Origin of the sequence: Sphingobium olei, assembly GCF_042678845.1 — a bacterium.
Taxonomy (GTDB): Bacteria; Pseudomonadota; Alphaproteobacteria; order Sphingomonadales; family Sphingomonadaceae; genus Sphingobium; species Sphingobium olei.
The window spans coordinates 48,723-70,010 of record NZ_JBHTLS010000134.1 but is presented as its reverse complement, the minus strand read 5'-3'; the positions used below and the strand labels follow the sequence as shown (position 1 = coordinate 70,010).

The following is a 21,288-nucleotide window of genomic DNA, read 5'->3' as shown; positions in this document are numbered from 1 at the left end:
ATCAGGAGACAGGCCGTGTTCCGCCCTTCGTTCCTTCTTTCTGCCGTCGCCATGCTGGCGGGTGTTCAGCCCGCGCTCGCGCAGCAGAAATTCGAGAATCTCGATCGTATCGACAGCCTGGTCGCGATGACCGTGGGCGCGAACCTCGGTGAGCCGGGCGGCCCCGCTGCGCCGGTCGATCGTCGCCTGCGACTGGCGGCCTGCCCTTCCACGCCCACTGTCGAAGGACCGGTGCTCGGTGCGGCAATGGTGAAGTGCGACGCGCTGGGCTGGCGCATTCGCGTGCCGCTGGTGGCAGGCGGGGCTGCGGCTACCGCCGGGCCGGTGCCGCGCACCGCCGCGGTGCCCGCATCCCGGTTCGCGCGCCCCGCCGCCGCAGCTCCGCGTGAAGCCGTGGTGCGCAAGGGCGACCCGGTGCAGTTGATGGCCGGCAATGCGGCTTTCAGCGTGTCGCGCATGATGGTCGCGGATGAGGATGGCGCCGCCGGCGAGACCATTCGCGTGCGCGAAGACAAGAAAAGCGCGCCGATTTTCGCGCAGGTCGTGGAAATGGGGGTTGTGCGCATTCCGGGATTTAATGATTTTTGAACTTGTCCGTTATAGGCGGTAGGGACGAGTGAAGGATTGAACCCAATGATCAACTCCGTTGGCCAAGGCATCAGCAGCGCGATCGGCGCGAACAGCCTGCGTGAAAGCGGCAAGACGCGTGCATCCACTGCCACCGGCTCCAGCGTATCTGCTGCAGCCTCGACGTCGGCCAGCCCCGCCGCCCGCATGGCAGCGGAAGGTGCACCGGTCGACCTGGACCGCATCGCACAGATCAAGGCCGCGATCGCGTCCGGCAACTATCCTGTCGATCCCGATGCCATCGCCGAGCGCATGATCGCGCTCGACCTGCCGGCCTGAACGAGCGTCCCATGCCACTGGGTCTGGCCGCGCTGGATGACCTCTTCGATGCGTTCGAGGAGCTTCGCGGTGCGCTGGACGGGAATGATGCGGTCACCATCGAAGCGGCCTGTGAGCGTGTAAGCCGCGCGACGGCTGCCGTTCGCGCCATTGGCGCGTGGCGGTCCGACGCCGCCGTGACCGAACGGCTGAACGCGATGCTGCCGCTGCTGGAAAGCGCGCGCATCCGCACCAGCCTGCTCGCCGACCACACGAATCAGCGTCTCGCCTTACTGGCGTCGCACGGATCCAGCACCGCGCCCCTGACTTACGGCCGCTGAGCTAAATTTTATCGCATGTCTCTAAAGCGGCGCCGATCGGCGTCGTTTTTCGTTTTACCCGCCATTTTGATGAAGGCGCGTTAACCAAATCTTGGCACAAGCCTTGCTCTAATGTCCTCGCTAGCAAGTGAGGACATTCGGGTTCGTGTCGCTTTTCGCTGACATTTCGGCAACCGCAGGATCGGCGGGCAATCGCGTCACCAACGCGATCGCCATGGCGAGCCGGCGCACCGGCGTCGACTTCAGCTATCTCCTAGGGCAGGCGAAGATCGAATCGAGCCTCAATCCCACTGCCCGCGCGGCGACATCCTCCGCGACCGGCCTTTACCAGTTTATCGACCAGAGCTGGCTTGCCATCGTCGACAAGCATGGCGCGCAATATGGGCTGGGCTGGGCGGCCGATGCCATCCAGCAGAGCGGCGGTCGCTATTATGTCGCCGATCCCGAACTCCGTCAGCAGATCCTGGACCTGCGCAAACATCCCGAAACTGCGTCGGTCATGGCGGCCGAACATGCCGCAGACAACAAGGCCTATCTGGAAGGCCGTCTCGGCCGCGAGGCGCAGCCGGTGGACCTTTACCTTGCCCATTTCCTGGGCGTGGGAGGCGCGGCCAAATTCCTGTCCGCGCACGATCGCGCGCCCGACGCCACCGCCGCGTCGCTCTTTCCAGCGGCAGCGCGCGCCAACCGTTCCATCTTCTACGACCGGCAAGGCACGCCGCGCAGCTTCACCGAAATCCGGGACCGCTTCGCCGCCAAGCTGCAAAAGGGTTCCGACATGCTCGGCGGCCCCGTCCAATATGCCGACGCCTCGCTGCCTTCGGGCGCGAAGACGGTGCAGCCCGCCGACTATGTGCGGATCGAAACCCAGCGCCTTGCCGAACGGCCCGACGTCACCGTCGCGCCGCAACCGCAGACCGCACGCCTCGCCTATCTCATGCTCGCCACCCTCGGAAGGTAACGGCCCGATATGACCCCCGCCCAAGTCAAAGCGAAGATCTGGATGAGCGCCGCCAAGGGGGCGGTGCTGCCTATCGCCACGCTGATGGTCGTGCTGTTCATGATGGTGCCGGTCCCCGCGATCATGCTGGACATCGGTTTCATCATCAACATCATGATCAGCCTTGCGGTGCTGATGGTGGCGCTGAACGCGGCCAAGCCGCTCGATTTCTCCAGCTTCCCGACGGTCCTTTTGTTCGCTACCCTGCTGCGGCTGGCGCTCAACGTCGCATCGACCCGGGTCGTGCTGGTGCAGGGCCATGAAGGATCGGACGCGGCGGGGCAGGTGATCGAGGCGTTCGGCCACTTCCTGATCGGCGGCGACTATGTCGTGGGCATCTTCGTCTTCGCGATCCTGATGATCATCAACCTGGTCGTCATCACCAAGGGCGCGGGCCGCGTGTCCGAAGTGTCGGCGCGCTTCACCCTGGACGCCTTGCCGGGCAAGCAGATGGCGATCGACGCGGACCTCAACGCAGGCCTGCTGACGCCCGAGGAGGCCAAGGTCCGCCGGCAGGAAGTCGCGACCGAAGCCGATTTCTACGGTTCGATGGACGGCGCGAGCAAGTTCGTGAAGGGCGACGCCGTTGCCGGCATCCTGATCCTGGCGATCAACATCGTCGGCGGCATCATCCTGGGCGTCGTCAGCCACAAGCTACCCATCGGCGAGGCGGCGCAGACCTATGTCATCCTGGCGATCGGCGACGCGCTGGTCGCGCAGATCCCCGCGTTGCTGCTTTCGATCGCGGCGGCCTCCATCGTCACCCGCGTCAAGAGCGAGCAGGATCTGTCGGCGCAGGTCGCGGGCCAGTTCGGCACCGGCAAGGCCTGGGTTCCCGTCGCCGCCATCCTGGGCTTCCTGGGCGTGTTGCCCGGCATGCCGCACATGATAATCCTGCCCGCCGCGGCGGTTGCGGGCGGCATCGCCTGGCAGCTGCGCAAGGCGAGCCAGAAGAAGGCGGCCGAACCCGCGCCGCTGCCCCCCGCACCCAACCCCGCCGTCATCGAATGGGACGACGTGTCGGACGGCGCGATCCTGGGGCTGGAGATCGGCTATGGCCTTATCTCCCTGGTGGACGAGCGCAAGGGCGCGCCGCTGATGGCCCGCATCACCGGCATCCGTCGCCAGTTGTCCAAGGAATTGGGCTTCGTCGTGCCGATGGTGCGCGTGAAGGACAATCTGGCGCTGGAGCCACATCAATATCGCATCACCATAGCCGGCGTCGTTGTTGGTGAAGACGAGATCTGGCCCGACGACCTGCTGGCGCTGGACAGCGGCGCACTGGAAGGGACGGTGCAGGGCCGCGTCGCCAAGGATCCGACCTTCGGCCTCGATGCGGTCTGGATTTCGCAGGCAAAGCGCAGCGAGGCGGTGGTTGCGGGCTACACGGTGGTCGATCCGCCCACGGTCGTCGCGACGCATCTCAATCAGCTGATCGCGATGAACGCGTCGGAAATGTTCGGTCTGGACGAAGCGCGCAAGCTGCTCGACAATTTGAAGGACGCTGCGCCGCAACTGGTCGATGGGTTGACGCCGGGCGTTCTGAGCCTGACGCAGATCAGCGCGCTCTGCCGCGCTCTGCTGTCCGAAGGGATTGCGCTCAAGGATTTCCGCCGCATCTGCGAGGCGATGGTAGACGCGGCACGGCCGGACATGAGCCACGAGCAGCTGGTGGAGGCGGTGCGCCAGCGCATCGGCGCGCTCATCATCCAGGGCTTGGTGCCGGTGAAGATGCCGCTGCCCGTCATCACGCTGGACGGCGAGCTGGAAGCCATGCTGGCGCAGGCGATGCGCGTGGCGGGCGACGCCAAGCATCCGATCGAACCCAGCCTTGCCAACCGCATCGTCGAACAGGTCGTCCAGGCGGCCCGCCCGATCATGGGTCAGGCTCGCAACTTCGCCATCGTCACATCGCCGGTGGCGCGCCGCGCGCTCGCCCGCCTGTTCAAGCCGCATTTGCCCGAAACGCCGGTTCTGTCATTCCTCGAAATTCCCGACGGTAAGGGAGTGGAAGTGGTTGCGGTCGTAGGAAACGAATCACGGCCCACGCCGCGGCACGATCCGCTGCCGCAACGGGAACGGGTGGCCTGAGGGAAGACTGAGCCATGTACATGAACAAGATCGCGGCCGGCACCCACACCTATGGCAAGCCTGGGGAAAACAGCCCCGAACGGCTCGCCCGCCAATATATGCCGCTGGTGCGCAAGATCGCCTGGCACGTCCATGGCCGGGTTTCGACCGCCATCGAAGTGGAAGACCTGCTTCAGATCGGCATGGTCGCCCTTGTCGAGGCGGCGAACAGTTTCGAGGACCGGGGCCTGGGTTTTGCGGCCTACGCGCAGTTGCGGGTTCGCGGCGCGATGATCGATCATCTGCGGCGGCAGGCGACGTTATGCCGGTCCGCCATGGCCAAGCGCAAGGAACTGGCGGGCGTGCGCAACCGGCTGGAACAGAAGCTCGGCCGCCTGCCGACCGAAGCGGAAATGTCCGCCGACATGGGGTTGGATCCTGCCGCCTATCGCGAAGTGGCCGACAGCGTCGAGATGGTGCAGCACACCAGCATGGACGAGGTCTATTCGGACCAGTCCATGTGGTTCGCCGATGTTGAGGACCGCGCGGACGCGGTGATGGAGCGGGAATCGCTCAAAAAGGCGTTGGCCGCCTGCATCGGCGAACTGCCGCAGCGCGAGGCGATGGTGCTCCAGCTCTATTTCGTCGAGGAACTCAATCTGGAGGAAATCGGCCAGACGCTGGACATAGGCGCGGCGCGCGTGTGCCAGATCAAGAAATCGGCGCTGGACAAGCTGCGCGAAAAGCTGCGCGACTGGAACGATTAACGCAGCCGGCGCGGGGCCGTTTCACTCGTCGTTCGCAGCGATCACCGGCCGCTCGGCACCGGTCGGCCAGCGGAAGCGCAGGGGGCGATAGCTTTGCGTCCGCCACCAGGGATCCGCCACCCTGAACAGCCCGCCCTGTTCGGCCTTGCGCCCCAGATCCTTGCGCGCCGTGATCGCCGCCAGCAAGGGAGCGGCGAACAGACCGGCCACCACGGGAAGGGTCCAGCCAAGCGCGCCGGCGCGGATCGCGAGCGCCGTGAGTCCTGCGCCGAGCAACAGGTGCCATTTGAACAGCCAGATCGCGCTGAAGATCGCCATTCCGTCCCGATCGCGGGTCTGCCCGTTCCAGCTGCTCTTCCGGCCCATCAGGATACCGAACAGATTGATCGTCTGCGTCAGCATGGCGACCGGAGCCATCAGGATGGACAGGATGATATCAGCTATCACGCCGCGGATCATGGTCGTGGCGCCGCCAAAGCCGATGCGCCGCGCGGGGTCTGCCATCGCCCACAGGATGGCCAGTATCTTGGGGCCGAACAGCAGCACCGCCGTCACCGCCAGCAGGGCGCCCGAAGGAAGCACGGCGGCCGGCGGCCACAGGCCGCTCGCCGCCCCGCCCAGCACCACCAGGATCAGCGCCAGCCACATGGGCGACGTGCAATAGGCGCTGGCGCCGACGAAAAGCTGGAACCGGCTGACCGGATGCAGCCCGGCTACGCGGAAAAGCAGCGGCACATGCTGGATATTGCCCTGGCACCAGCGCCGGTCGCGCGTGAAGACATCGGGCATGGAGGGCGGGAATTCCTCGAAACTGTCGTCCGCCGTCACCATGTGGACGTCCCAGCCGCGCCGGCGGAGCAGCGCCGCCTCCAGCATGTCGTGGCTCATGATATGGCCGCCGAACGGTGCGCGGCCAGGCAGTTCGGGCAGGCCGCAGCTTTCCGCGAAGGCCCGCACTCGCACGATGGCATTATGGCCCCAGAACATGCCTTCGGACCCCGCCCACCAGATCATGCCGGCAGCCGAGATCGGCCCGAACAGGCGGCTCGCGAACTGCTGCCAGCGAGCGAACAGCGTCGCCGCGCCCATGACGGTCGGCACCGTCTGGATGAGGCCGACATGTGGGTGACGTTCCATGTCTGCGGCGAGGCGCGCCATGGTCTGGCCGCTCATCACGCTGTCGGCGTCCAGCACCACCATATAGTCGTAGGCGCCGCCGAACCGCTGCACCCATTCGGCGATATTGCCCGGCTTGCGGCCGATGTTGAGCGCCCGGCGACGATAATGGACGGGGCGGGAGAAGGAGTCGCGCATTTCGAGATAGGCGCGCCGCTCCGCCTCGCCATTGTCCGCGTTCGAATCCGACAGGATGAAGAATTCGAACCGTTCGCCGCCCAGTACCTGCGCCAGCGACCGCTCCATGATCGACAGCCGTCCCAATACGCCCAGGAAATCCTCGTTGCATACCGGGAGGAGGATTGCCGTCCTGCCCTGAAGCCGTTCCGATGCATGCAATGGGCGAGGGGTGACGCCCCGGCCCTTGCCCACCGTCAGCAGCAGGAAGCCGATGGTCGCTGTCGAAAAGCCGAACGCAATCCAGGCGAAGAGCGCGATAAAGAGGACGAGATAGATGCCCTCCATGGGACTGATCCCGTCAAGCCCAATAGACCGGCGCATCTCGTGCGCGGCGACCGCCGCCGGTAGCAGGGCGAGCGCCACGACCAGCAGGCGGCGCGCCCAGATGTCTATGTTGAGGGGGCGGCGGTCGGACGACACGGGCCGGGATGCGAAATCCTGTTCCGGCATGGCCAGCGGACTTTCTGCCGGCACGCTTTCAAAAGCGCGCGCCAACGGCCGGTCCTCTGCCGGGGCGCCTGCCACCGGCGTGCCTCGATTTGCCATGATCCACTCGTCCGCTGTTAACCCAGGCGTGGGAACCTATGTTAAGCCGGTCGGTTCCGTTACGCACCCAGAGGATAATGCACATATTCGCTGAACGCGCGATTGCCGGACCGCAATTGCACGCGAATATCGGCCGGGGCGGTGCCCGCGCGCCTCAGGTCGAGGATGACGCGATAGATGCCGGCCTTGTTCACAAGCGGATAGCCGGCTCTTTTCAGCAAGGTGCCACGCGCGATATCGGTCCAGATGTCAGGCTTCGTCCCTGCGCGTAATCCCGAAAAGTCGAGTATGAGGCGCTCGGACCCGGCATCGTCGCCGCGCCCACGCCAGACATCCTGCAATATGGCCATGCCGTTGCCCGCCGGCGTGCGGTCGGCCGTCCAGTCGAGCCGATAGGCGATGTCGATCCTCGAACCGGCTCTGGTGGGGGCATCTGGGGTCCAGAAGGCCGCAACATTGTCCGTATATTCGCTATCGGTCGGAAAGGCGTAGAGGCGGACTTGGCCCGCGCCAAGCGGACGGGTCGGCGTTGCCCACAGGGATGGGCGCCGGTCGTAGAAGACGCCGTCATCCTGATAATGATCGAAGTCCCGGTCGCGCTGCAGGAGCCCGAACCCCTTGGGACTGGTTTCCCGAAAGGCGCTGAAATGCGGGGTGGAAGGATTGACGATCGGTCGGGCCTGGGCCGTGCCGTCCGCGCTGGCGATGGACAGGAGGTCGGAATCATGGATTTCCGGTCGCCAGTCCGTTCCTTTGGCCCGGCTCGACTGGTCGTACCAGAACATGCTGGTCATCGGCATCAGGCCGAGTTCCTCGATCGCACGGCGAGGGAAGAGGGCGGCGGTCACCTCCTGCCTCACGCCTGCCCGGCCCAGGCTGTTGATGAAGCGATAAGCCCCGGTGATGGATGCGCCGTCGAGCAGGGCGTAGACCGTCACGCTGCTCGCGCCGGTCCGTTCCAGCCAGAAATGGGTGAAGCGCGGAAATTCCTCCCGCCCCGGCATGCTGGTGTTCACTGCAACGGCGCGGGCGGACAGGCCGAACTGCTTGGTCGGGCCGGGCGCGCGGAAATAGCTGGCACCGAGGAAGGAGAGCCAGTCGCCGTCGCGCGCGGCGTTCATGATGCGGAACCCGGCAAAGCCGGCATCCGGCCCGAGCGCGGCGACGGCATTGCCGGCAGGCGCGTCGAACATGGTCGGATCGTAGCGCAACGGCGTGGCACGCCCTTTGTTCACGATCGCGATCTGAACCGGCTGGGCCGCATTGGCCGACAGCGGAAAGAAACGGATGCCGGTGTCTCCGGGAAGATCGCCCCATAGCGTGCGGTCGTCGCGGAAGCGCGCGGCATGCAGCGCGTCATAATCGACCTTCGCCGCGGCGGGATAGAGGGGGGTGTCGCGATAGGGCGCGCGGGCCAGCGCCCGGGCCTGGTCCACGACAGTCTGCCATGAAAACGAACGCGATCCGTCCTGCGCGGCGGCGGGGAAGGGCAGGAACATGGCGGCACCGGTGGCGGCGATCATCGCGCGCCGGTCTAGCTTTGTCATGGGATCGATCATGGAACGCCAGAACGACCAAGCCAAGCCTTGTATCCACGATCCGCACCGGAGACCGGCCGACGCGATGAAGCCTCCGCCCGGGGGGACGGAGGCTTCGGGATTTCTGGTCGTTCGATCGAAGGTGTCGCCCCCGGCGCGGTGGGGACTGTTGATGCGCCGGGGACCACTTGGGCGGCTGTCAGGTGACCATGACCTCAGCCGACCAATTTCTAGTCAGGTATTAGCCGATCAGCTTCAGCACGCCCTGCTGGCTCTGGTTGGCCTGCGCCAGCATCGCGGTCGAAGCCTGGCTGAGGATCTGCTGCTTGGCGAGCGCGGTCGTTTCGGCCGAGAAGTCGGCGTCTTCGATGCGGCTGCGGGCGTCGGTCAGGTTGGTGACGTTCGCGGTCATGTTGTTGACGGCCGATTCCAGGCGGTTCTGCGTTGCACCAAGGGCGGCGCGGGCGTTCGAAATCTGCGAGAGAGCAGTGTCATATTCCGCCAGCGTCGCGACGTTCGCGGCGTCGGCAAAGGTTTCGGCGTTGATGACGCCCACGCCGCCGGCAGCCGCGGTCAGGTCGACCGACTTCAGCGTGACGGTGTCGGTGGCGCTGGCGCCGGTCTGGATCGAGAAGCCGGTTGCGGCGGTGGCGTCGAACAGAAGCTTGCCGTTGAACGAGGTCTTGGTGACGATGTCGTTGATCTGGTTCTTGAGTTCCAGCTGTTCCGAACGGATGTTGGCGGTGTCGGTCGTCGAGTAGGTGCCGTTGGCAGCCTGGACCTGAAGTTCACGCATACGCTGCAGCATGTTGCTGACTTCGCCCAGCGCGCCTTCCGCCGTCTGCGCCATCGAGATGCCGTCGTTGGCGTTGCGGATGCCCTGGGTCATGCCGCGGATCGAGGCGGTCATGCTGGAGGCGATGGCGAGGCCGGCGGCGTCGTCCTTCGCGCTGTTGATGCGCTTGCCGGTTGACAGGCGCTCCATCGCGGTCTGCAGAGCCTTGTTGGCCATGGCCGACGAGTTGGATGCGCGCAGGGCCGGCGAGTTGGTTCCGATAACAGTCATGATGTTCCCTTTCCGTGTCTATCAGGTCGCTGCCATCAAAGCGCTTGCGGCCTCGAAAGGGGATAACGGCAGGCGGTCGGGAGCCTTTAACACGTCGCGCGATTTTTTTGATCGGCGGGCCGAATCGACGGTCTTTTCCGGCCCTTACGTGCGCACAACGCGCGCGCGTCATATCAAGGTCGAAGAAATTGCCGTTTTTGCCGGAAAAAAATTGCCGCCGACCGGCAAGCTGCCGGACGGCATTAACCATCTGATAACCACGCAGGCGTAAACATTAACCATCGAAGGTGCCTGGGGCGTACGGGGGTACAAGCCAGTCGAATTTGGGGTTCCTGTTCATGTCATCGCTTGACGTGAGCCGTGGCGTCTGCGCGCTCGTTCCTGGGCTGCAGCACTGGCTCGAAAATGCGCTTTACGCCGTGCGGATCGTCGACGCCGCCAGCCCGCGCGACAAAGAGAGCCGCCGCGTGCTGCTGGCGACCGAAATCGGTCATGCCACGCATCGCGACATCCTCATCAACCTGATCGATGGCGCCCCTTCACTCGTCGCCGCGGCGAATGGCCTGCCTGCGCGGGTCGCCTTCGGCATGGAGGATATGGGCTTTGCCTTCGCCCTGATCGCCGAACTGGCGCGCCCCGCCTTCGTTCCCGCTGTTGGCGACGCTGGCAGCGCGCGCCTCATGACGCTGGCCGGGCGGGTCGCACGCAGCGATGCCACCGTCCTGATCCAGGGCGATACCGGCACCGGCAAGGAGGGGATGGCTCGCTTCCTCCATGCCCAGTCCGGTCGCGCCGCTCACGACTTCATCGCGGTCAATTGCGCCGCGCTTCCCGAAACCATGATGGAAGCCATGCTCTTCGGCCATAAGAAGGGCAGCTTCACCGGCGCGGCCAATGCGTCCGACGGCCTTTTCCTTGCCGCCGACGGCGGTACGCTGTTCCTCGACGAAATCGCCGAACTGCCGCTGGCGCTCCAGGCCAAGCTGCTGCGCGCACTGCAGGAAGGCGAAGTGCTGCCCGTCGGCGCGACCCATCCCGTACCGGTCAATGTCCGCGTCATCGCGGCCTGCAACCGCAACCTTGCCGAGGAAGTCGCTGCAGGCCGCTTCCGCGAAGACCTCTACTGGCGCCTCAACGTCATGCCGCTCGAACTGCGGCCGCTCAACCAGCGTCGCGGCGACGTGAGCGCCATCACCGCCGCCATGCTGCTGCGCCTGTCGGACCTAGGCAAGGCAGGGCTGGTCTGGCCGACTGCCGATGCCATCGAGAAGCTGGCCGCCCATAGCTGGCCAGGTAACGCGCGCGAGTTGGGCAACATCCTGCAGCGTGCGCTGGTGCTGCGTGACGGCGACCGGATCGAAGCGGACGACCTGCATATGGGGTCGGCACCGCAGATTACGCCCGCGGTCGCTCAGCCGATCGTCACACCGGCTTCCTTCGCGCCTGCCGAGCCGATCCGGTTGAGGGACGTCGCCCGCCATTCCAAGCTGGAGGCGATCCGCACCGCCCTTCGCGAGACGGACGGACACCGCGCCGCCGCCGCCCGCAAGCTGGGCATTTCCGAACGCACGCTGCGCTACCGGCTCGCCGAGATGCGCGAGCTGGCCGCGGCTTGAAGGAGCGCTGAACCATGGCGATCAACGGCCTATCCCCGACCGACAGCGTGATGGCGATCCGCAACGCCATCCTGCAGAAGAACGCCGCGCTTCGCGACGTGTCTTCGACCGGCACCGTCGGCGGCAACGCTCCGGTCGGCGGCGCACAGGACGCCAAGCCCGGTGCCTTCACCGAAGCGCTCAGCAACGCGCTGCAGCAGGTGAACGGCCTTCAGAACCAGGCGGGCGAAGCCGCCGCCGCGTTCGAACGGGGCGAAACAACCGACATTGCCGCCGTGATGCTGGCCAAGCAGCAGGCGTCGGTCAGCTTCGAAGCGACCCTCCAGGTCCGCAACAAACTCCTGTCCGCCTACAAGGACATCATGAGCATGCCGGTATAAACGATGAGCGAGAACGCACTCTCCACCTCGGTCGGCGCTGCTGCGCCTGCTCTTCCCGCCGCCCCGGCCGCATCCTTCGGGACCGGCCCCATGGGCATGGACGCCATCAAGGCGCGCTTCACCGGCTTCATGAGGCAGCCGGCGGTCGCCAAGAGCCTGCCGCTGATCGGCCTGCTGGGCACGGTCGCCGTGGCCGGCGCGGCCTGGCTGGCGCTGCGGGAGCCGCCGCAGCGCGACCTGTTCCGCGGCCTGCCCGATGCCGACAAGTCCGCGGTGGCGCAGGTGCTGGACCAGAACGGCATCAAGTACGACTTCGACAATGGCGGCGCGATGACCGTCGGCGAAGGCGACTATTTCAAGGCGAAGATGATGCTCGCCGCCCAGGGCCTGCCCAAGAGCGCACCCGACGGCAACAGCATGATCGACAGCTTGCCCATGGGCGCAAGCCGCGCGGTGGAGGGCGAAAAGCTGCGGTCCGCCCGCGAAATGGACCTTGCCCGCACGATCGAGGCAATCGACAGCGTCGAAAGCGCCAAGGTGCACCTTGCGGTCGAACCGCCCAGCGTCTTCCTGCGCGATCGGGCGAAGCCTTCTGCGTCCGTCATGCTGCGCCTTGCCAACGGCCGCACGCTGACCGACCAGCAGGTGAGCGCCATCGTCCATCTCGTTGCTTCCTCGATCCCTGAACTCAGCCCGGACGACATATCGCTGGTGGACCAGAATGGCCGCCTGCTCAGCAACAATGACGGCAATGCCGCCGACGATCGCCAGCTCGCCGTCCAGTCGAAGATGGAAGACCGCTATCGCCAGTCGGTGATCGCGCTGCTGACCCCGATCCTGGGGCAGGGCAATTTTTCGACCGAGGTTCATGCGGAACTGAATTTCGCCGAGCGTCAGGCGACGCGGGAAACCTATCCGCAGGACGAAGCGCGGCTGCGCACCGAACAGGGCACATGGGCGTCCGACCCGCGCGGCCAGGGCGCTGGCGAAGCGTCAGGCATCCCCGGTGCGCTGAGCAATCAGGCGCCGGTCAATCCCACCGTGACCCAGACCAATCCGAACGGTCAGGCCGTGGCGCAGGGGCAGACGGCCCAGGGTGCGCAGGCGGGCCAGCCCGGCACGCCGCCCAATCCGCTGATGAAGACCGAAGAAACCTTCAACCGCAGCTTCGAACTGGGTCGCGAAGTGTCCGTGACCAAGGATGCGATCGGCACGGTCAAGCGCCTGTCGGTTGCGGTCGCGCTCGACAATGGCGCGGACGGCAAGCCCCGTTCGGCGCAGGAGATCGCGGCGCTCGAAGCGCTGGTGAAGGGCGCGGTCGGCTTCGACCAGGCGCGTGGCGACGTGGTCGCGCTGTCCTCGCGCAGCTTCGTCAAGGAAGCGGTGGTCGCGGCTCCGTGGTATGAAGCGGACTGGATCGCGCCGCTGGCCCGCAACTTCTCCGCACTGCTGGTCGCGCTGCTGGTCATCTTCGGCATCGGCCGGCCGCTGCTGAAGCGCCGGGCCGCCGCGCAGGCCGCCGCCAGCGAGCAGAGCGCCGAAACCGGCCAGCGCATCGGCCGCGAGATTTCGGGCGAACTGTCGCGCCAGGCCGCCGTCGCCGCCCCCGGCGGGGGCGAGGCGAAGGTCACGCTCGACATGATTTCCTCCACCTACGACTATGCGCAGCGCGCCGACCTGATCCGCAATTTCGTGAAGCAGGATCCCGACCGCGCGGCGCTCGTCGTCCGCGACCTTCTGAAGGAAGCCAAGAAGGAAAAGGAAAATGCCTGAGATCGTCCCCGGTCGTCCCGAGGCGCTCAAGGGCAGCGCCGCCGCCGCCGTCCTCCTGATGCTGTTCGACGAGGACGAAGCCGCGCAGATCCTGTCCCGCCTGGAGCCCGATGAAGTGCGCCAGCTCGGTTACGCCATGTATGACGTGCAGGATGTCGAGCCCGAGGAAGTGAACGAGGCGCTCGACCATTTCGTCAACAAGGCGAAGAAGCGCACCACCATCGGCTATGGCGCGACCCGGCATATTCGCGGCGCGATGACCAAGGCGCTGGGCGAGGAACGCGCCGAGACGATCCTGGCGCGCATCACCCCGCCGACCCGTTCCACCCAGCTGGAAATGCTGAAGTGGATGGACGCCAAGGAGATCGCCGTCCTCATTGAGGCCGAGCATCCGCAGATCATGGCGATCGTGCTCGCCCATCTGGAAGCGCCGGTCGCCGCCGACGTGCTGCAATTGCTGCCGTCCGAATATCAGGAAGAGATCGTCTATCGCATCGCCACGCTCGGCCCAGTGTCGAACGAGGCGCTGGAGGATCTGGAGAATCTGCTGCTGCGCGGCCCGGTCAACAAGCAGGGCGCGGCGTCGCAGCGCGGCGGCACCGTCGAAGCGGCGGCGATCATGAACAATGTCCGCAAGGACAATGAGCAGCGGATCATGAAGGCCGTCGCCAAGCGCGACAAGATGATCGCCCAGACGATCGAGGAGGAGATGTTCGTCTTCGACAACCTCATCGACATGGACGACAAGAATCTGGGCACGCTGATGCGCACGATTGACAGCAGCGTGCTGGTCGTGGCGCTGAAGGGCGCGAATGACATGCTCAAGGCCAAGATCTTCGGTTGCATGTCCGCCCGCGCCGCGCAGGCCATCGCCGACGAGATCGAGGAACGCGGACCCATCCGCCTTGCCGAAGTGATCGACGCGCAGAAGCTGATCATCGCCACCGCGCGCCGCATGGCCGACGCAGGCACCATCATGCTCGGCGGAAAGGGCAATGACTTTGTCTAGGGTTTGGGGTGCAGAGATCAGTCATGACGCGGCGCCGGTCGCGGTCGCCGGGTTCCGTCCGGCAGAGGGCGGTTTCCGCAGCCTCTACACCGCACCAGCCGGGCAGCAGACCGCCGCGTTGCGCGGCGAGCTGGTGTCGGCAGAGCCGGTCGACGTCATGGAAGAAGCGCGGATGGAAGCCTTCACCATGGGTTTCGAGGAAGGATGCCGCATAACCGCCGAAGGCCATGCCGCCGATGTCGAGGCGCAGGCCCGGCTGGCCGAAGCGCTGGAGATGCTGTCTCCCGCGCCCAGCGGCATGTTGTCCACCATGTTGTCCGCCACGGTCGTGCGCCTGGTCGAACAGATTGTCGGCGAGGTCGAGATCGACATGGAACGGCTGGTGCAGCGCTGCGACACGGTCGCGGCCTTCATCGAGAGCAACCAGGACCGCAGCGCCCTGCACGTCCATCCCGAAGACGCCGACCTGCTGAAAGACGAGGCAATCGGGGTGCCGCTGGTCGCCGACAAGACGATGCAACGCGGGTGCGTGCGGCTTGAGACCGCCGATGGCTGGGTCGAGGACGGCCCGGACGTGCGGCTCTCCCGCTTACGCGCCTTGATGGATGATATGGAAGGAAAGGCATGATCCGCGCGGCGCTGGCGCAGGCGGAAAGCCTGTTCGATCATTTGCAGGTGCAGAACCGCGCGCCGCGCCATGTCGGCCGCCTAGTCAGCCATGATGCCGGCATGCTGGAAGTCAGCGGCTTTCGCCGGCCGATCGGTTCGGGCGCGCGCGTGCTGGCGAGCGACGGCTCCGTCTGCCGGGCCGAAGTGGTGGGTTTTCGCGGTGACCGTACGCTGCTGGTGCCGCTGGATGCCGACGCGCCGCTGGAAAACGGCATCCGCGTCGAACCGGACAGCCAAGCAAACATGGTGCAGGTCGGCGACGGCCTGATCGGCCGCGTCATCGACGCCATGGGCCAGCCGCTGGACCGCAAGGGGCCGATCATCGCCGGCGGCGTGTGGCCGCTCAACGGGGTGAGAGGTAACGTCCTCGACCGGGGACGCGTCACCGAACCCTTCGATCTTGGCGTGCGCGCCGTCAACGCGCTGCTGACCGCCGGACGCGGACAACGCATCGCCATCATTGCCGGATCGGGCGTGGGCAAGTCCGTCCTGATGGGCCAGATGATCGCCGGGGCCGAAGCCGATGTCGTCGTCGTCGGCCTGATTGGGGAGCGCGGCCGCGAAGTCAGCGACTTCCTCGAAACCAAGCTCAAGCACACGATGGGCAAGAGCGTCGTCGTCGCCGTGCCCGCGGATCATCCGCCGGTGCTGCGCCTGCGCGCCGCCGCCCGCGCCACCGCCATCGCCGAATATTTCCGGGCGCGGGGCAAGAAGGTGCTGTTGCTGATCGACAGCCTGACCCGCTGCGCCCACGCCCAGCGCGAGATCGGGCTGGCGCTTGGCGAACCGCCCGCGATGAAGGGCTATCCGCCCTCCGCGCTCGCGCTGATCCCGCGCCTGGTGGAGCGGGCAGGGGTGGACGCCCGCACCGGCGGATCGATCACGGCGCTCTATACCGTCCTGGCCGATGGCGACGACACCGACGATCCGATCGTCGATGCCGCCCGCGCCATCGTGGACGGGCATTTCGTCCTGTCGCGCCATCTTTCGGAACAGGCGATCTTTCCCGCGATCGACATCGGCAAATCCCTGTCGCGCGTCATGGCCGATGTCGTCGACGACGAACATCGGCAGGCGGCGGCGGGCTATCGTCGCCTCTGGGCCGCCTATGAGGAAAATCGCGACCTCATCCTGATGGGCGCCTATCGCCCAGGCAACGATCCGGTCATCGACGAAGCAGTACGCCGCCGTCAGGACATACTGGACTTCATCCGGCAGGATCAGAAGAGCCGCGTCGATTTGACAACCAGCGCTGATGCGCTCGTCGCGGGCTTCGGCGCATGAAGGGGCTGGTCGGCCGCCGGCAGCGCGTGCTGCGCGTTCGCCATGTGCAGCATGCCATGGCCGTCGCGGAAACCGCGCGCGCGCGCGACGAGGCAGCGGGCATCGCGCATAATATCGAACGGCTTGCCCGCGTCCGTAACGACCTGTTTGGATCGCAGGGACTTGCGATCGGCGCTTCGTTCGCCGCGATGCAGGAGCTGGCGACCCGGCTGGAGCAGGCCGGACGTCAACTGGACGGCGCGCTTTATGACGCGAAGAAGAAGGTCGAGACCAAGGAAGGCCTGACGCTCGCGGCGAACCGTGAGAAGGAAATCGCCACACGCCTCAAGGACCGCGCCCGCGCGGACCTGGAGGAATGGCGCGAGAACAAGCTGGCCGCGCTGCCGCGTTATCGCCGCATGCAACGGACTGAGGGGGCATAAGAGATGAACATGCTGACCAGCCTGAAGGCGCTGCTTTTCCCTGCGACCGGCGTTGGCCAAGCGCCTGCCGGAAATGCCGTCGCCGCTGAAGGGATCGACTTTTCCGCGCTGCTGAACGGCGTCACGGACATGCCGAAGGCGGCCGGCGGGCAAGCCGCCGCGCCCGTCAACGTGGACACGGTAGGTGGGACCGCGCCGGTTCTTTTGACTCCAGAGCTTTCGCAAGATGCGCCAATTGCGCCATTGCCGGTGATTGCAGACGCAGCACCGCCGCTCGACAGCGCGCCCGATGCGTTCATGGGGGACGAGATCCATCCGCCTTTGCCGGAATCTGCGCTTGTTGCGGCGCCGCTGCCGGTCATCGCAGAAGCGGCGTCGCCGTTCGACCGCGCACCCGAAGTGCGCGTTGTGGAGGAGAGCCATCCGCTTTTGCCGGAATCCACGCCTTTGGTGGACGAGACTCATCCGTCCTTGGTTGCTCCGACTGCGGAAGAGGCGGGCGAACCGCCTGCGCCTGTCTCGGGGACAGCGGGGACCACGCTACCCGACACGCTGCTTCCTCCAGCGTCCGAACAGGTGCCCTTCGCCGAAATCGCGCCGAAGCTGAGCAAAGCGGCCGCGCACTATCAGGCAGGCTCATCCGTCGGCTTGGCGATTTCCCCGCCGGATGACGCCGCGAGCGAGGACGCCGTCGGCCAAGGCGGAACGGTTCAGCAGAAAGACGCGCCATCGGCGGATGTCCATGATGGTCCGCCAAACGCCATTGCTGCCCCCCAGCTTTTTGCGCCGCTTGCCGCTCCTTCCGATTTCGCTATCGCCGATCCGATCGGAACGACCCCCGCGGCGCTGACAGCGGTTTCGGCGGACGTTCGCGCCGGGCCGGTTTCGAGCAACATCCCGGCTGAATCAGGCCGGGCTCTGCCGCAGACGAGCCAGGAGAGCGCTTCGGCAGCCCCCTTCGAGGCTTTCGAGATGGTTGCCCCGATCGCTGCGGAGGCCGCGTCAGTCGAGGGCGCGGATGCAAAGGCCATCAGTACCTCATCGGCTTCGACTGAAATCCCGCTGGCCCCCCGGAACGCCGGGCCTGTGCCCGGTCGGGGCGGCGATGTGCCACCCCATGCGGTGCCTGCTCCAGCCGTGCCGACAACTCTGCAGCCGGTTCAGGCTGCCTCAGCGCCTACCCCTTCGGCCGCCGGGCCGGCAATCACGCCTGCCGCGCAGCCCGGCAGTGATGCCGTCGCTCCAATCGCCGACAAGGCCATGGCGGTGCAGGAGCGTCCGGCCGTTCCGGACATGATTGAACCCAGGGCGACACATGCCGTGTCCCGGCCTTCGATTGCCGAAGCGCTGTCGCTGCTGCAACTGGCGCGCGACCAGCTTCGGGATCGAACTGGCGACGCCAACCGGGCGCTGCCGGAACGGAGCGGCGATTCTGCCGCCTTGGCACCGATCGGGACGGACCGGCCGTTCATGCCTGTCATGACTCAGCATGTCGTGACGTCCCCGGCGACGCCGCAGGTCATTGCCGCGCCCGCTATGATCGATCTGTCGGCCAGCCTTGGCGCGCAGGTCGTGGACATGGGCGTGTCGGGCCAGTGGATCGATGGCCTGGCGCGCGACATTGCCAGCTTCTCCGCGGACGGAGCGCAGGGGCGCTTCCGCATCGACGCCGGGCAGCTCGGCCCGGTCCAGGTCGACATCCGGCAGGGTGTCGATGGCGCGGCCGTCAGCCTGACCGTCGCCAGCGACGTCGCTGAACAGATGCTGCGCCAGGAAGGCGACCGGTTGAAGCTGGATGCCGGCCTTGCGGCGGTGCGGATCAGCGACGTGAAGGTGGAGCGCGCGCATGTCGTGGCCGAACCGTCCAGGTCGGACGGGGCCGGCGCGCAGTCCTCCGGCCAGCAATCGACCGGATCACAGGCGCAGGGTGGCGCGTGGACGATGCAAGGACAGGGCTGGGGCCAGTCATCGGCGCAATCCCACATGCAGGGGCGCGGGCAAGGCCGCGAAAATTTCGGCGCTGGAGCTAAAAGCGGCGGGGATCCTGCCGTTCTTAACCATGAGCAGAGTGGCGGCGGCGCCGCGGAGCCGCCGCGCGCGCGCTATGCATAAGCGGCGCTGAACCCAGGGGACAGACGATATGAGCGACGAGCCGAAGGCCAAGAAGAAAAAGGGCGGGGGCATGAAGATGATCCTGCTGCTGGTCGTCGGCGTGGTCGTGGGCGGCGCGGGCGCAGCCGGAGGGCTTTACGCCGCCGGCTTCTTCAGCCCCAAGACGGAAGGCCCCAAGGAAGACCCGAACAAGCCCGTCCTGGTCCTTGCGGGAGAAGACGCGCAGGCCGTCGCCACCGCCCATGGCTGGGCCGGCGAAAGCGGGGGCGAAGGCGGCGGCCATGGCGGCGGTGGCGGCGAAAGCCATGTCGTGTCCGCCGGCCATGCGCCTGGCAAGGGCATCGATCTTCCCACGCCCGCCAACCCCGCCGCCTATCAGGCGACCTATTTCCAGCTGCAGGCGCCCTTCACGTCCAACATGTCGGACACGGATGCCTTCGCCCAGATCAGCGTCGCGGTGTCGACCTATTATGACTATCGCGTGATCGCCGCGGTCAAGCAGCACGAAACCCCCATTCGCAGCCAGGTGCTGATGATGCTGGCGCAGCAGCCCCAGGAAGTGCTGGATACGCCGCAGGGCAAGCAGATGCTGCAGAAGAAGATCCGCGAAGTGGTGAACGACGTGCTGAAGCAGAAGACCGGCTATGGCGGCGTCGACAATGTCTATTTCACCAATTTCGTGATCCAGTAAGCGCCCGCCGTGCGGCGACGGCGCTCGGATTAACCGGAATTTTACCATTTTCGTTATTTTATAGGCCCGCTCCACACGGAACGGGACGTCCCCCGCTCCGCCATGGGGCAGGGGACCATTATGACCGAAGTTCAGGCCTACGCCTTCGGGCGGGGGGACACGCAGGCGCCGATCATGCTGTCGGGCCTCGACCGGCTGGCTGAAAAGCTCGGCCGGCGCATGCGCGCGCTGATCGAGCCGATCGCCGGCGTCCGCCCGCATGTCGTGGCGCAGGATACGCGCGTGATCGAATTCGGCGCCTGGTCGGCGGACGTGCCGGCCTTTTGCAGCCTCTCCATCTATCGCATGCTGCCGCTTAAGGGCCAGATGCTGCTATGCTTGGACGCTGGCATGATCTCTACGCTGGTGGATTGTTTCTATGGCGGCATCGGCAATCGCCCGCTGCCGACGCGCGGCGAATTCACGCCGACCGAGGACCGGTTGATCGCCCGGCTCGCCGATTCGGTCGCGGCCCGGCTGGCCGATACCTGGACCGACATATTGCCGCTCGACCACAGCCTGATCCTGCGCGAAAGCGGCATCGGCTACGCCGCCGCCGCCCAGCCGACCGACCAGATGGTGTTGCAGCGCTTCACCGTCTCGCTCACCCGCGAGCAGGAATGGCCGATCGATATCCTCTTCCCGCTGTCGGCCCTGCGCGCCGTCGAAGCGCTGACGGGCACGAGCCTGCCCACTGACGAGGAACATCGCGACCCCGTGTGGCAGACGCGGATCGCGCGCCGGATGCGCGACATCCGCTTGCCCGCCCGCACCGTGCTGGCGCGGCCCAATCTCTCCATCTCCGACCTCATGCAGTTGAAGGTTGGGGACGTCATCCCCGTCACCATCGGTCGGTCGCTGCCGCTTATCGTCGGCAACCGCATCGTCGCGCACGGCAGCATCGGCGAACAGGACGGCCGCGCCGCATTCCAGATCGAAAAGCTTGCACAGGAAACCGACCAATGAGCGATATGAGCGAAGCCCCCCGAATGGACCGTCTGGACGATCCGGTCAGCCGGATGACCAACAACCGCCAGTTCAAGCTGCTGGCCGACATCCCGGTGCGCATGTCGGTTGAGGTTGGATCGACTTCGCTGCGCCTGGCGGAAGTGATGGACCTGTCCGAAGGCAGCATCGTGGAGCTGGACCGTCAGGCGGACGACCTGCTCGACATCATGGTCAACGGCGCGCTGATCGCCAAGGGCGAAGTGGTGACGGTGAACGGCCGCTATGGCATCCGCATCGTCGATATCGCCGCCACCGAAAACCGCCTGGCCGGGATCGAACGGCGCGGCTGACCGCAGCCTCATGATTTTGCGCTTGCCTTGGACGCGGAAAGTGCGAATCGACAGGCATTAACCACGACAAGCGGGCGGCCCTTTCCATGGTCTGGTATTTCGTCAAACTGCTGATCCTCCTGCCGCTGGTCGGCGGCATGGCGTTCGGTGCCCTGTGGCTGTGGCGCAAATATCAGCCCGGCATGATCGGCGCTGGGCAGGGCGACCGTTCCCTCAAACTGCTCGAAGCGCTGCCCATGGGCACGTTCGGCAAGCTCGCCGTGGTGGAATTCGAGGGCAAGAAAATCCTCGTCGCCGTCACCCGCAACCGGATCGAGAAGATCGCGGAAGGCGACAATGTCCGCCTGCGCTGATCGGCCCTTGTCCGTCATCCCCGCGAAGGCGGGGATCCATCTCCCAATGGTGGCACACGGACGCGATGGCCGG

General features: G+C 66.1%; 22 protein-coding genes. 19 read left to right on the top strand and 3 right to left on the bottom strand.

Features of this window, described 5'->3' with window-relative positions:
- Window positions 1-51 precede the first annotated feature (51 nt).
- The 6 genes from ACFQ24_RS18220 to ACFQ24_RS18195 all read left to right on the top strand — a co-directional run bounded on the left by ACFQ24_RS18220 (window position 52) and on the right by ACFQ24_RS18195 (window position 5,063).
- On the top strand, window positions 52-588 hold the full coding sequence (locus ACFQ24_RS18220; RefSeq protein ID WP_380914363.1) for a flagella basal body P-ring formation protein FlgA: 537 nt from the start codon (window positions 52-54) through the stop codon (window positions 586-588).
- A gap of 45 nt (window positions 589-633) precedes the next feature.
- Window positions 634-906, top strand: coding sequence for a flagellar biosynthesis anti-sigma factor FlgM (gene flgM / locus ACFQ24_RS18215; protein WP_380913834.1), 273 nt, complete (start codon window positions 634-636; stop codon window positions 904-906).
- A gap of 11 nt (window positions 907-917) precedes the next feature.
- Complete coding sequence (locus ACFQ24_RS18210) at window positions 918-1,226, top strand: hypothetical protein (protein ID WP_380913832.1); 309 nt, start codon at window positions 918-920, stop codon at window positions 1,224-1,226.
- Between the two features lie 145 nt (window positions 1,227-1,371).
- Window positions 1,372-2,187: a lytic transglycosylase domain-containing protein gene (locus ACFQ24_RS18205; RefSeq protein ID WP_380913830.1), complete on the top strand. Its 816-nt coding sequence runs from the start codon at window positions 1,372-1,374 to the stop codon at window positions 2,185-2,187.
- Between the two features lie 9 nt (window positions 2,188-2,196).
- Window positions 2,197-4,317 carry a flagellar biosynthesis protein FlhA gene (gene flhA / locus ACFQ24_RS18200; RefSeq protein ID WP_380913828.1) on the top strand — a complete coding sequence of 707 codons (2,121 nt, stop codon included), beginning with the start codon at window positions 2,197-2,199 and terminating at the stop codon, window positions 4,315-4,317.
- A 14-nt stretch (window positions 4,318-4,331) separates the two neighbouring features.
- Window positions 4,332-5,063 carry a sigma-70 family RNA polymerase sigma factor gene (locus tag ACFQ24_RS18195; protein ID WP_380913826.1) on the top strand — a complete coding sequence of 244 codons (732 nt, stop codon included), beginning with the start codon at window positions 4,332-4,334 and terminating at the stop codon, window positions 5,061-5,063.
- Between the two features lie 21 nt (window positions 5,064-5,084).
- Here the strand turns inward: ACFQ24_RS18195 and mdoH are convergent, their stop codons facing one another.
- From mdoH to ACFQ24_RS18180, 3 genes are all read right to left on the bottom strand, one after another.
- A complete protein-coding gene (mdoH, locus tag ACFQ24_RS18190) occupies window positions 5,085-6,965 on the bottom strand; it encodes a glucans biosynthesis glucosyltransferase MdoH (protein ID WP_380913823.1) in 1,881 nt (626 codons plus the stop codon).
- Between the two features lie 59 nt (window positions 6,966-7,024).
- A complete protein-coding gene (locus ACFQ24_RS18185; RefSeq protein WP_380913821.1) occupies window positions 7,025-8,512 on the bottom strand; it encodes a glucan biosynthesis protein in 1,488 nt (495 codons plus the stop codon).
- Between the two features lie 232 nt (window positions 8,513-8,744).
- Window positions 8,745-9,569, bottom strand: a complete 825-nt coding sequence (locus tag ACFQ24_RS18180; RefSeq protein WP_380913819.1) for a flagellin N-terminal helical domain-containing protein — start codon at window positions 9,567-9,569, stop codon at window positions 8,745-8,747.
- On the opposite strand from ACFQ24_RS18180, the gene ACFQ24_RS18175 reads away from it, so the two are divergent.
- From ACFQ24_RS18175 to ACFQ24_RS18115, 13 genes are all read left to right on the top strand, one after another.
- Complete coding sequence (locus ACFQ24_RS18175; RefSeq protein WP_380914405.1) at window positions 9,514-9,840, top strand: hypothetical protein; 327 nt, start codon at window positions 9,514-9,516, stop codon at window positions 9,838-9,840. The genes ACFQ24_RS18180 and ACFQ24_RS18175 overlap by 56 nt on opposite strands.
- Window positions 9,841-9,907: 67 nt before the next feature.
- The gene (locus ACFQ24_RS18170) at window positions 9,908-11,185 is read left to right on the top strand and encodes a sigma-54 interaction domain-containing protein (RefSeq protein ID WP_380913817.1); all 1,278 of its coding nucleotides are present in this window, start codon (window positions 9,908-9,910) and stop codon (window positions 11,183-11,185) included.
- A 20-nt stretch (window positions 11,186-11,205) separates the two neighbouring features.
- A complete protein-coding gene (gene fliE, locus ACFQ24_RS18165; RefSeq protein ID WP_380914361.1) occupies window positions 11,206-11,565 on the top strand; it encodes a flagellar hook-basal body complex protein FliE in 360 nt (119 codons plus the stop codon).
- Between the two features lie 3 nt (window positions 11,566-11,568).
- Window positions 11,569-13,338: a flagellar basal-body MS-ring/collar protein FliF gene (gene fliF / locus ACFQ24_RS18160; protein WP_380913814.1), complete on the top strand. Its 1,770-nt coding sequence runs from the start codon at window positions 11,569-11,571 to the stop codon at window positions 13,336-13,338.
- Window positions 13,331-14,347, top strand: a complete 1,017-nt coding sequence (gene fliG / locus ACFQ24_RS18155) for a flagellar motor switch protein FliG (protein ID WP_380913813.1) — start codon at window positions 13,331-13,333, stop codon at window positions 14,345-14,347. Before fliF ends, fliG begins: the two co-directional genes overlap by 8 nt.
- On the top strand, window positions 14,334-14,975 hold the full coding sequence (locus ACFQ24_RS18150; protein WP_380913811.1) for a FliH/SctL family protein: 642 nt from the start codon (window positions 14,334-14,336) through the stop codon (window positions 14,973-14,975). Before fliG ends, ACFQ24_RS18150 begins: the two co-directional genes overlap by 14 nt.
- Window positions 14,972-16,300 carry a FliI/YscN family ATPase gene (locus tag ACFQ24_RS18145; protein ID WP_380913809.1) on the top strand — a complete coding sequence of 443 codons (1,329 nt, stop codon included), beginning with the start codon at window positions 14,972-14,974 and terminating at the stop codon, window positions 16,298-16,300. Before ACFQ24_RS18150 ends, ACFQ24_RS18145 begins: the two co-directional genes overlap by 4 nt.
- Window positions 16,297-16,722, top strand: a complete 426-nt coding sequence (locus tag ACFQ24_RS18140) for a hypothetical protein (protein WP_380913807.1) — start codon at window positions 16,297-16,299, stop codon at window positions 16,720-16,722. Before ACFQ24_RS18145 ends, ACFQ24_RS18140 begins: the two co-directional genes overlap by 4 nt.
- A 9-nt stretch (window positions 16,723-16,731) precedes the next feature.
- Window positions 16,732-18,834 carry a flagellar hook-length control protein FliK gene (locus tag ACFQ24_RS18135; RefSeq protein ID WP_380913804.1) on the top strand — a complete coding sequence of 701 codons (2,103 nt, stop codon included), beginning with the start codon at window positions 16,732-16,734 and terminating at the stop codon, window positions 18,832-18,834.
- A gap of 28 nt (window positions 18,835-18,862) precedes the next feature.
- Window positions 18,863-19,525, top strand: coding sequence for a flagellar basal body-associated FliL family protein (locus tag ACFQ24_RS18130; protein WP_380913802.1), 663 nt, complete (start codon window positions 18,863-18,865; stop codon window positions 19,523-19,525).
- A gap of 120 nt (window positions 19,526-19,645) precedes the next feature.
- Entirely contained in the window at window positions 19,646-20,530 is an 885-nt protein-coding gene (locus ACFQ24_RS18125; protein ID WP_380913800.1) for a flagellar motor switch protein FliM, read from the top strand.
- The gene (fliN, locus tag ACFQ24_RS18120; RefSeq protein WP_380913798.1) at window positions 20,527-20,862 is read left to right on the top strand and encodes a flagellar motor switch protein FliN; all 336 of its coding nucleotides are present in this window, start codon (window positions 20,527-20,529) and stop codon (window positions 20,860-20,862) included. Before ACFQ24_RS18125 ends, fliN begins: the two co-directional genes overlap by 4 nt.
- Window positions 20,863-20,948: 86 nt before the next feature.
- Window positions 20,949-21,215, top strand: coding sequence for a FliO/MopB family protein (locus tag ACFQ24_RS18115; RefSeq protein ID WP_380913796.1), 267 nt, complete (start codon window positions 20,949-20,951; stop codon window positions 21,213-21,215).
- Window positions 21,216-21,288 lie beyond the last annotated feature (73 nt).

Excerpts from the sequence above, each read along its gene's own strand:
- ACFQ24_RS18220 (WP_380914363.1), top strand. The coding sequence starts at position 52 with ATGCTGGCGGGTGTTCAGCCCGCGCTCGCGCAGCAGAAATTCGAGAAT.
- flgM (WP_380913834.1), top strand. The coding sequence starts at position 634 with ATGATCAACTCCGTTGGCCAAGGCATCAGCAGCGCGATCGGCGCGAAC.
- ACFQ24_RS18210 (WP_380913832.1), top strand. The coding sequence starts at position 918 with ATGCCACTGGGTCTGGCCGCGCTGGATGACCTCTTCGATGCGTTCGAG.
- flhA (WP_380913828.1), top strand. The coding sequence starts at position 2,197 with ATGACCCCCGCCCAAGTCAAAGCGAAGATCTGGATGAGCGCCGCCAAG.
- ACFQ24_RS18195 (WP_380913826.1), top strand. The coding sequence starts at position 4,332 with ATGTACATGAACAAGATCGCGGCCGGCACCCACACCTATGGCAAGCCT.
- mdoH (WP_380913823.1), bottom strand. The coding sequence starts at position 6,965 with ATGGCAAATCGAGGCACGCCGGTGGCAGGCGCCCCGGCAGAGGACCGG.
- ACFQ24_RS18185 (WP_380913821.1), bottom strand. The coding sequence starts at position 8,512 with ATGACAAAGCTAGACCGGCGCGCGATGATCGCCGCCACCGGTGCCGCC.
- ACFQ24_RS18175 (WP_380914405.1), top strand. The coding sequence starts at position 9,514 with ATGGCCGACGAGTTGGATGCGCGCAGGGCCGGCGAGTTGGTTCCGATA.
- ACFQ24_RS18180 (WP_380913819.1), bottom strand. The coding sequence starts at position 9,569 with ATGACTGTTATCGGAACCAACTCGCCGGCCCTGCGCGCATCCAACTCG.
- ACFQ24_RS18170 (WP_380913817.1), top strand. The coding sequence starts at position 9,908 with ATGTCATCGCTTGACGTGAGCCGTGGCGTCTGCGCGCTCGTTCCTGGG.
- fliF (WP_380913814.1), top strand. The coding sequence starts at position 11,569 with ATGAGCGAGAACGCACTCTCCACCTCGGTCGGCGCTGCTGCGCCTGCT.
- fliG (WP_380913813.1), top strand. The coding sequence starts at position 13,331 with ATGCCTGAGATCGTCCCCGGTCGTCCCGAGGCGCTCAAGGGCAGCGCC.
- ACFQ24_RS18150 (WP_380913811.1), top strand. The coding sequence starts at position 14,334 with ATGACTTTGTCTAGGGTTTGGGGTGCAGAGATCAGTCATGACGCGGCG.
- ACFQ24_RS18145 (WP_380913809.1), top strand. The coding sequence starts at position 14,972 with ATGATCCGCGCGGCGCTGGCGCAGGCGGAAAGCCTGTTCGATCATTTG.
- ACFQ24_RS18140 (WP_380913807.1), top strand. The coding sequence starts at position 16,297 with ATGAAGGGGCTGGTCGGCCGCCGGCAGCGCGTGCTGCGCGTTCGCCAT.
- ACFQ24_RS18135 (WP_380913804.1), top strand. The coding sequence starts at position 16,732 with ATGCTGACCAGCCTGAAGGCGCTGCTTTTCCCTGCGACCGGCGTTGGC.
- ACFQ24_RS18130 (WP_380913802.1), top strand. The coding sequence starts at position 18,863 with ATGAGCGACGAGCCGAAGGCCAAGAAGAAAAAGGGCGGGGGCATGAAG.
- ACFQ24_RS18125 (WP_380913800.1), top strand. The coding sequence starts at position 19,646 with ATGACCGAAGTTCAGGCCTACGCCTTCGGGCGGGGGGACACGCAGGCG.
- fliN (WP_380913798.1), top strand. The coding sequence starts at position 20,527 with ATGAGCGATATGAGCGAAGCCCCCCGAATGGACCGTCTGGACGATCCG.
- ACFQ24_RS18115 (WP_380913796.1), top strand. The coding sequence starts at position 20,949 with ATGGTCTGGTATTTCGTCAAACTGCTGATCCTCCTGCCGCTGGTCGGC.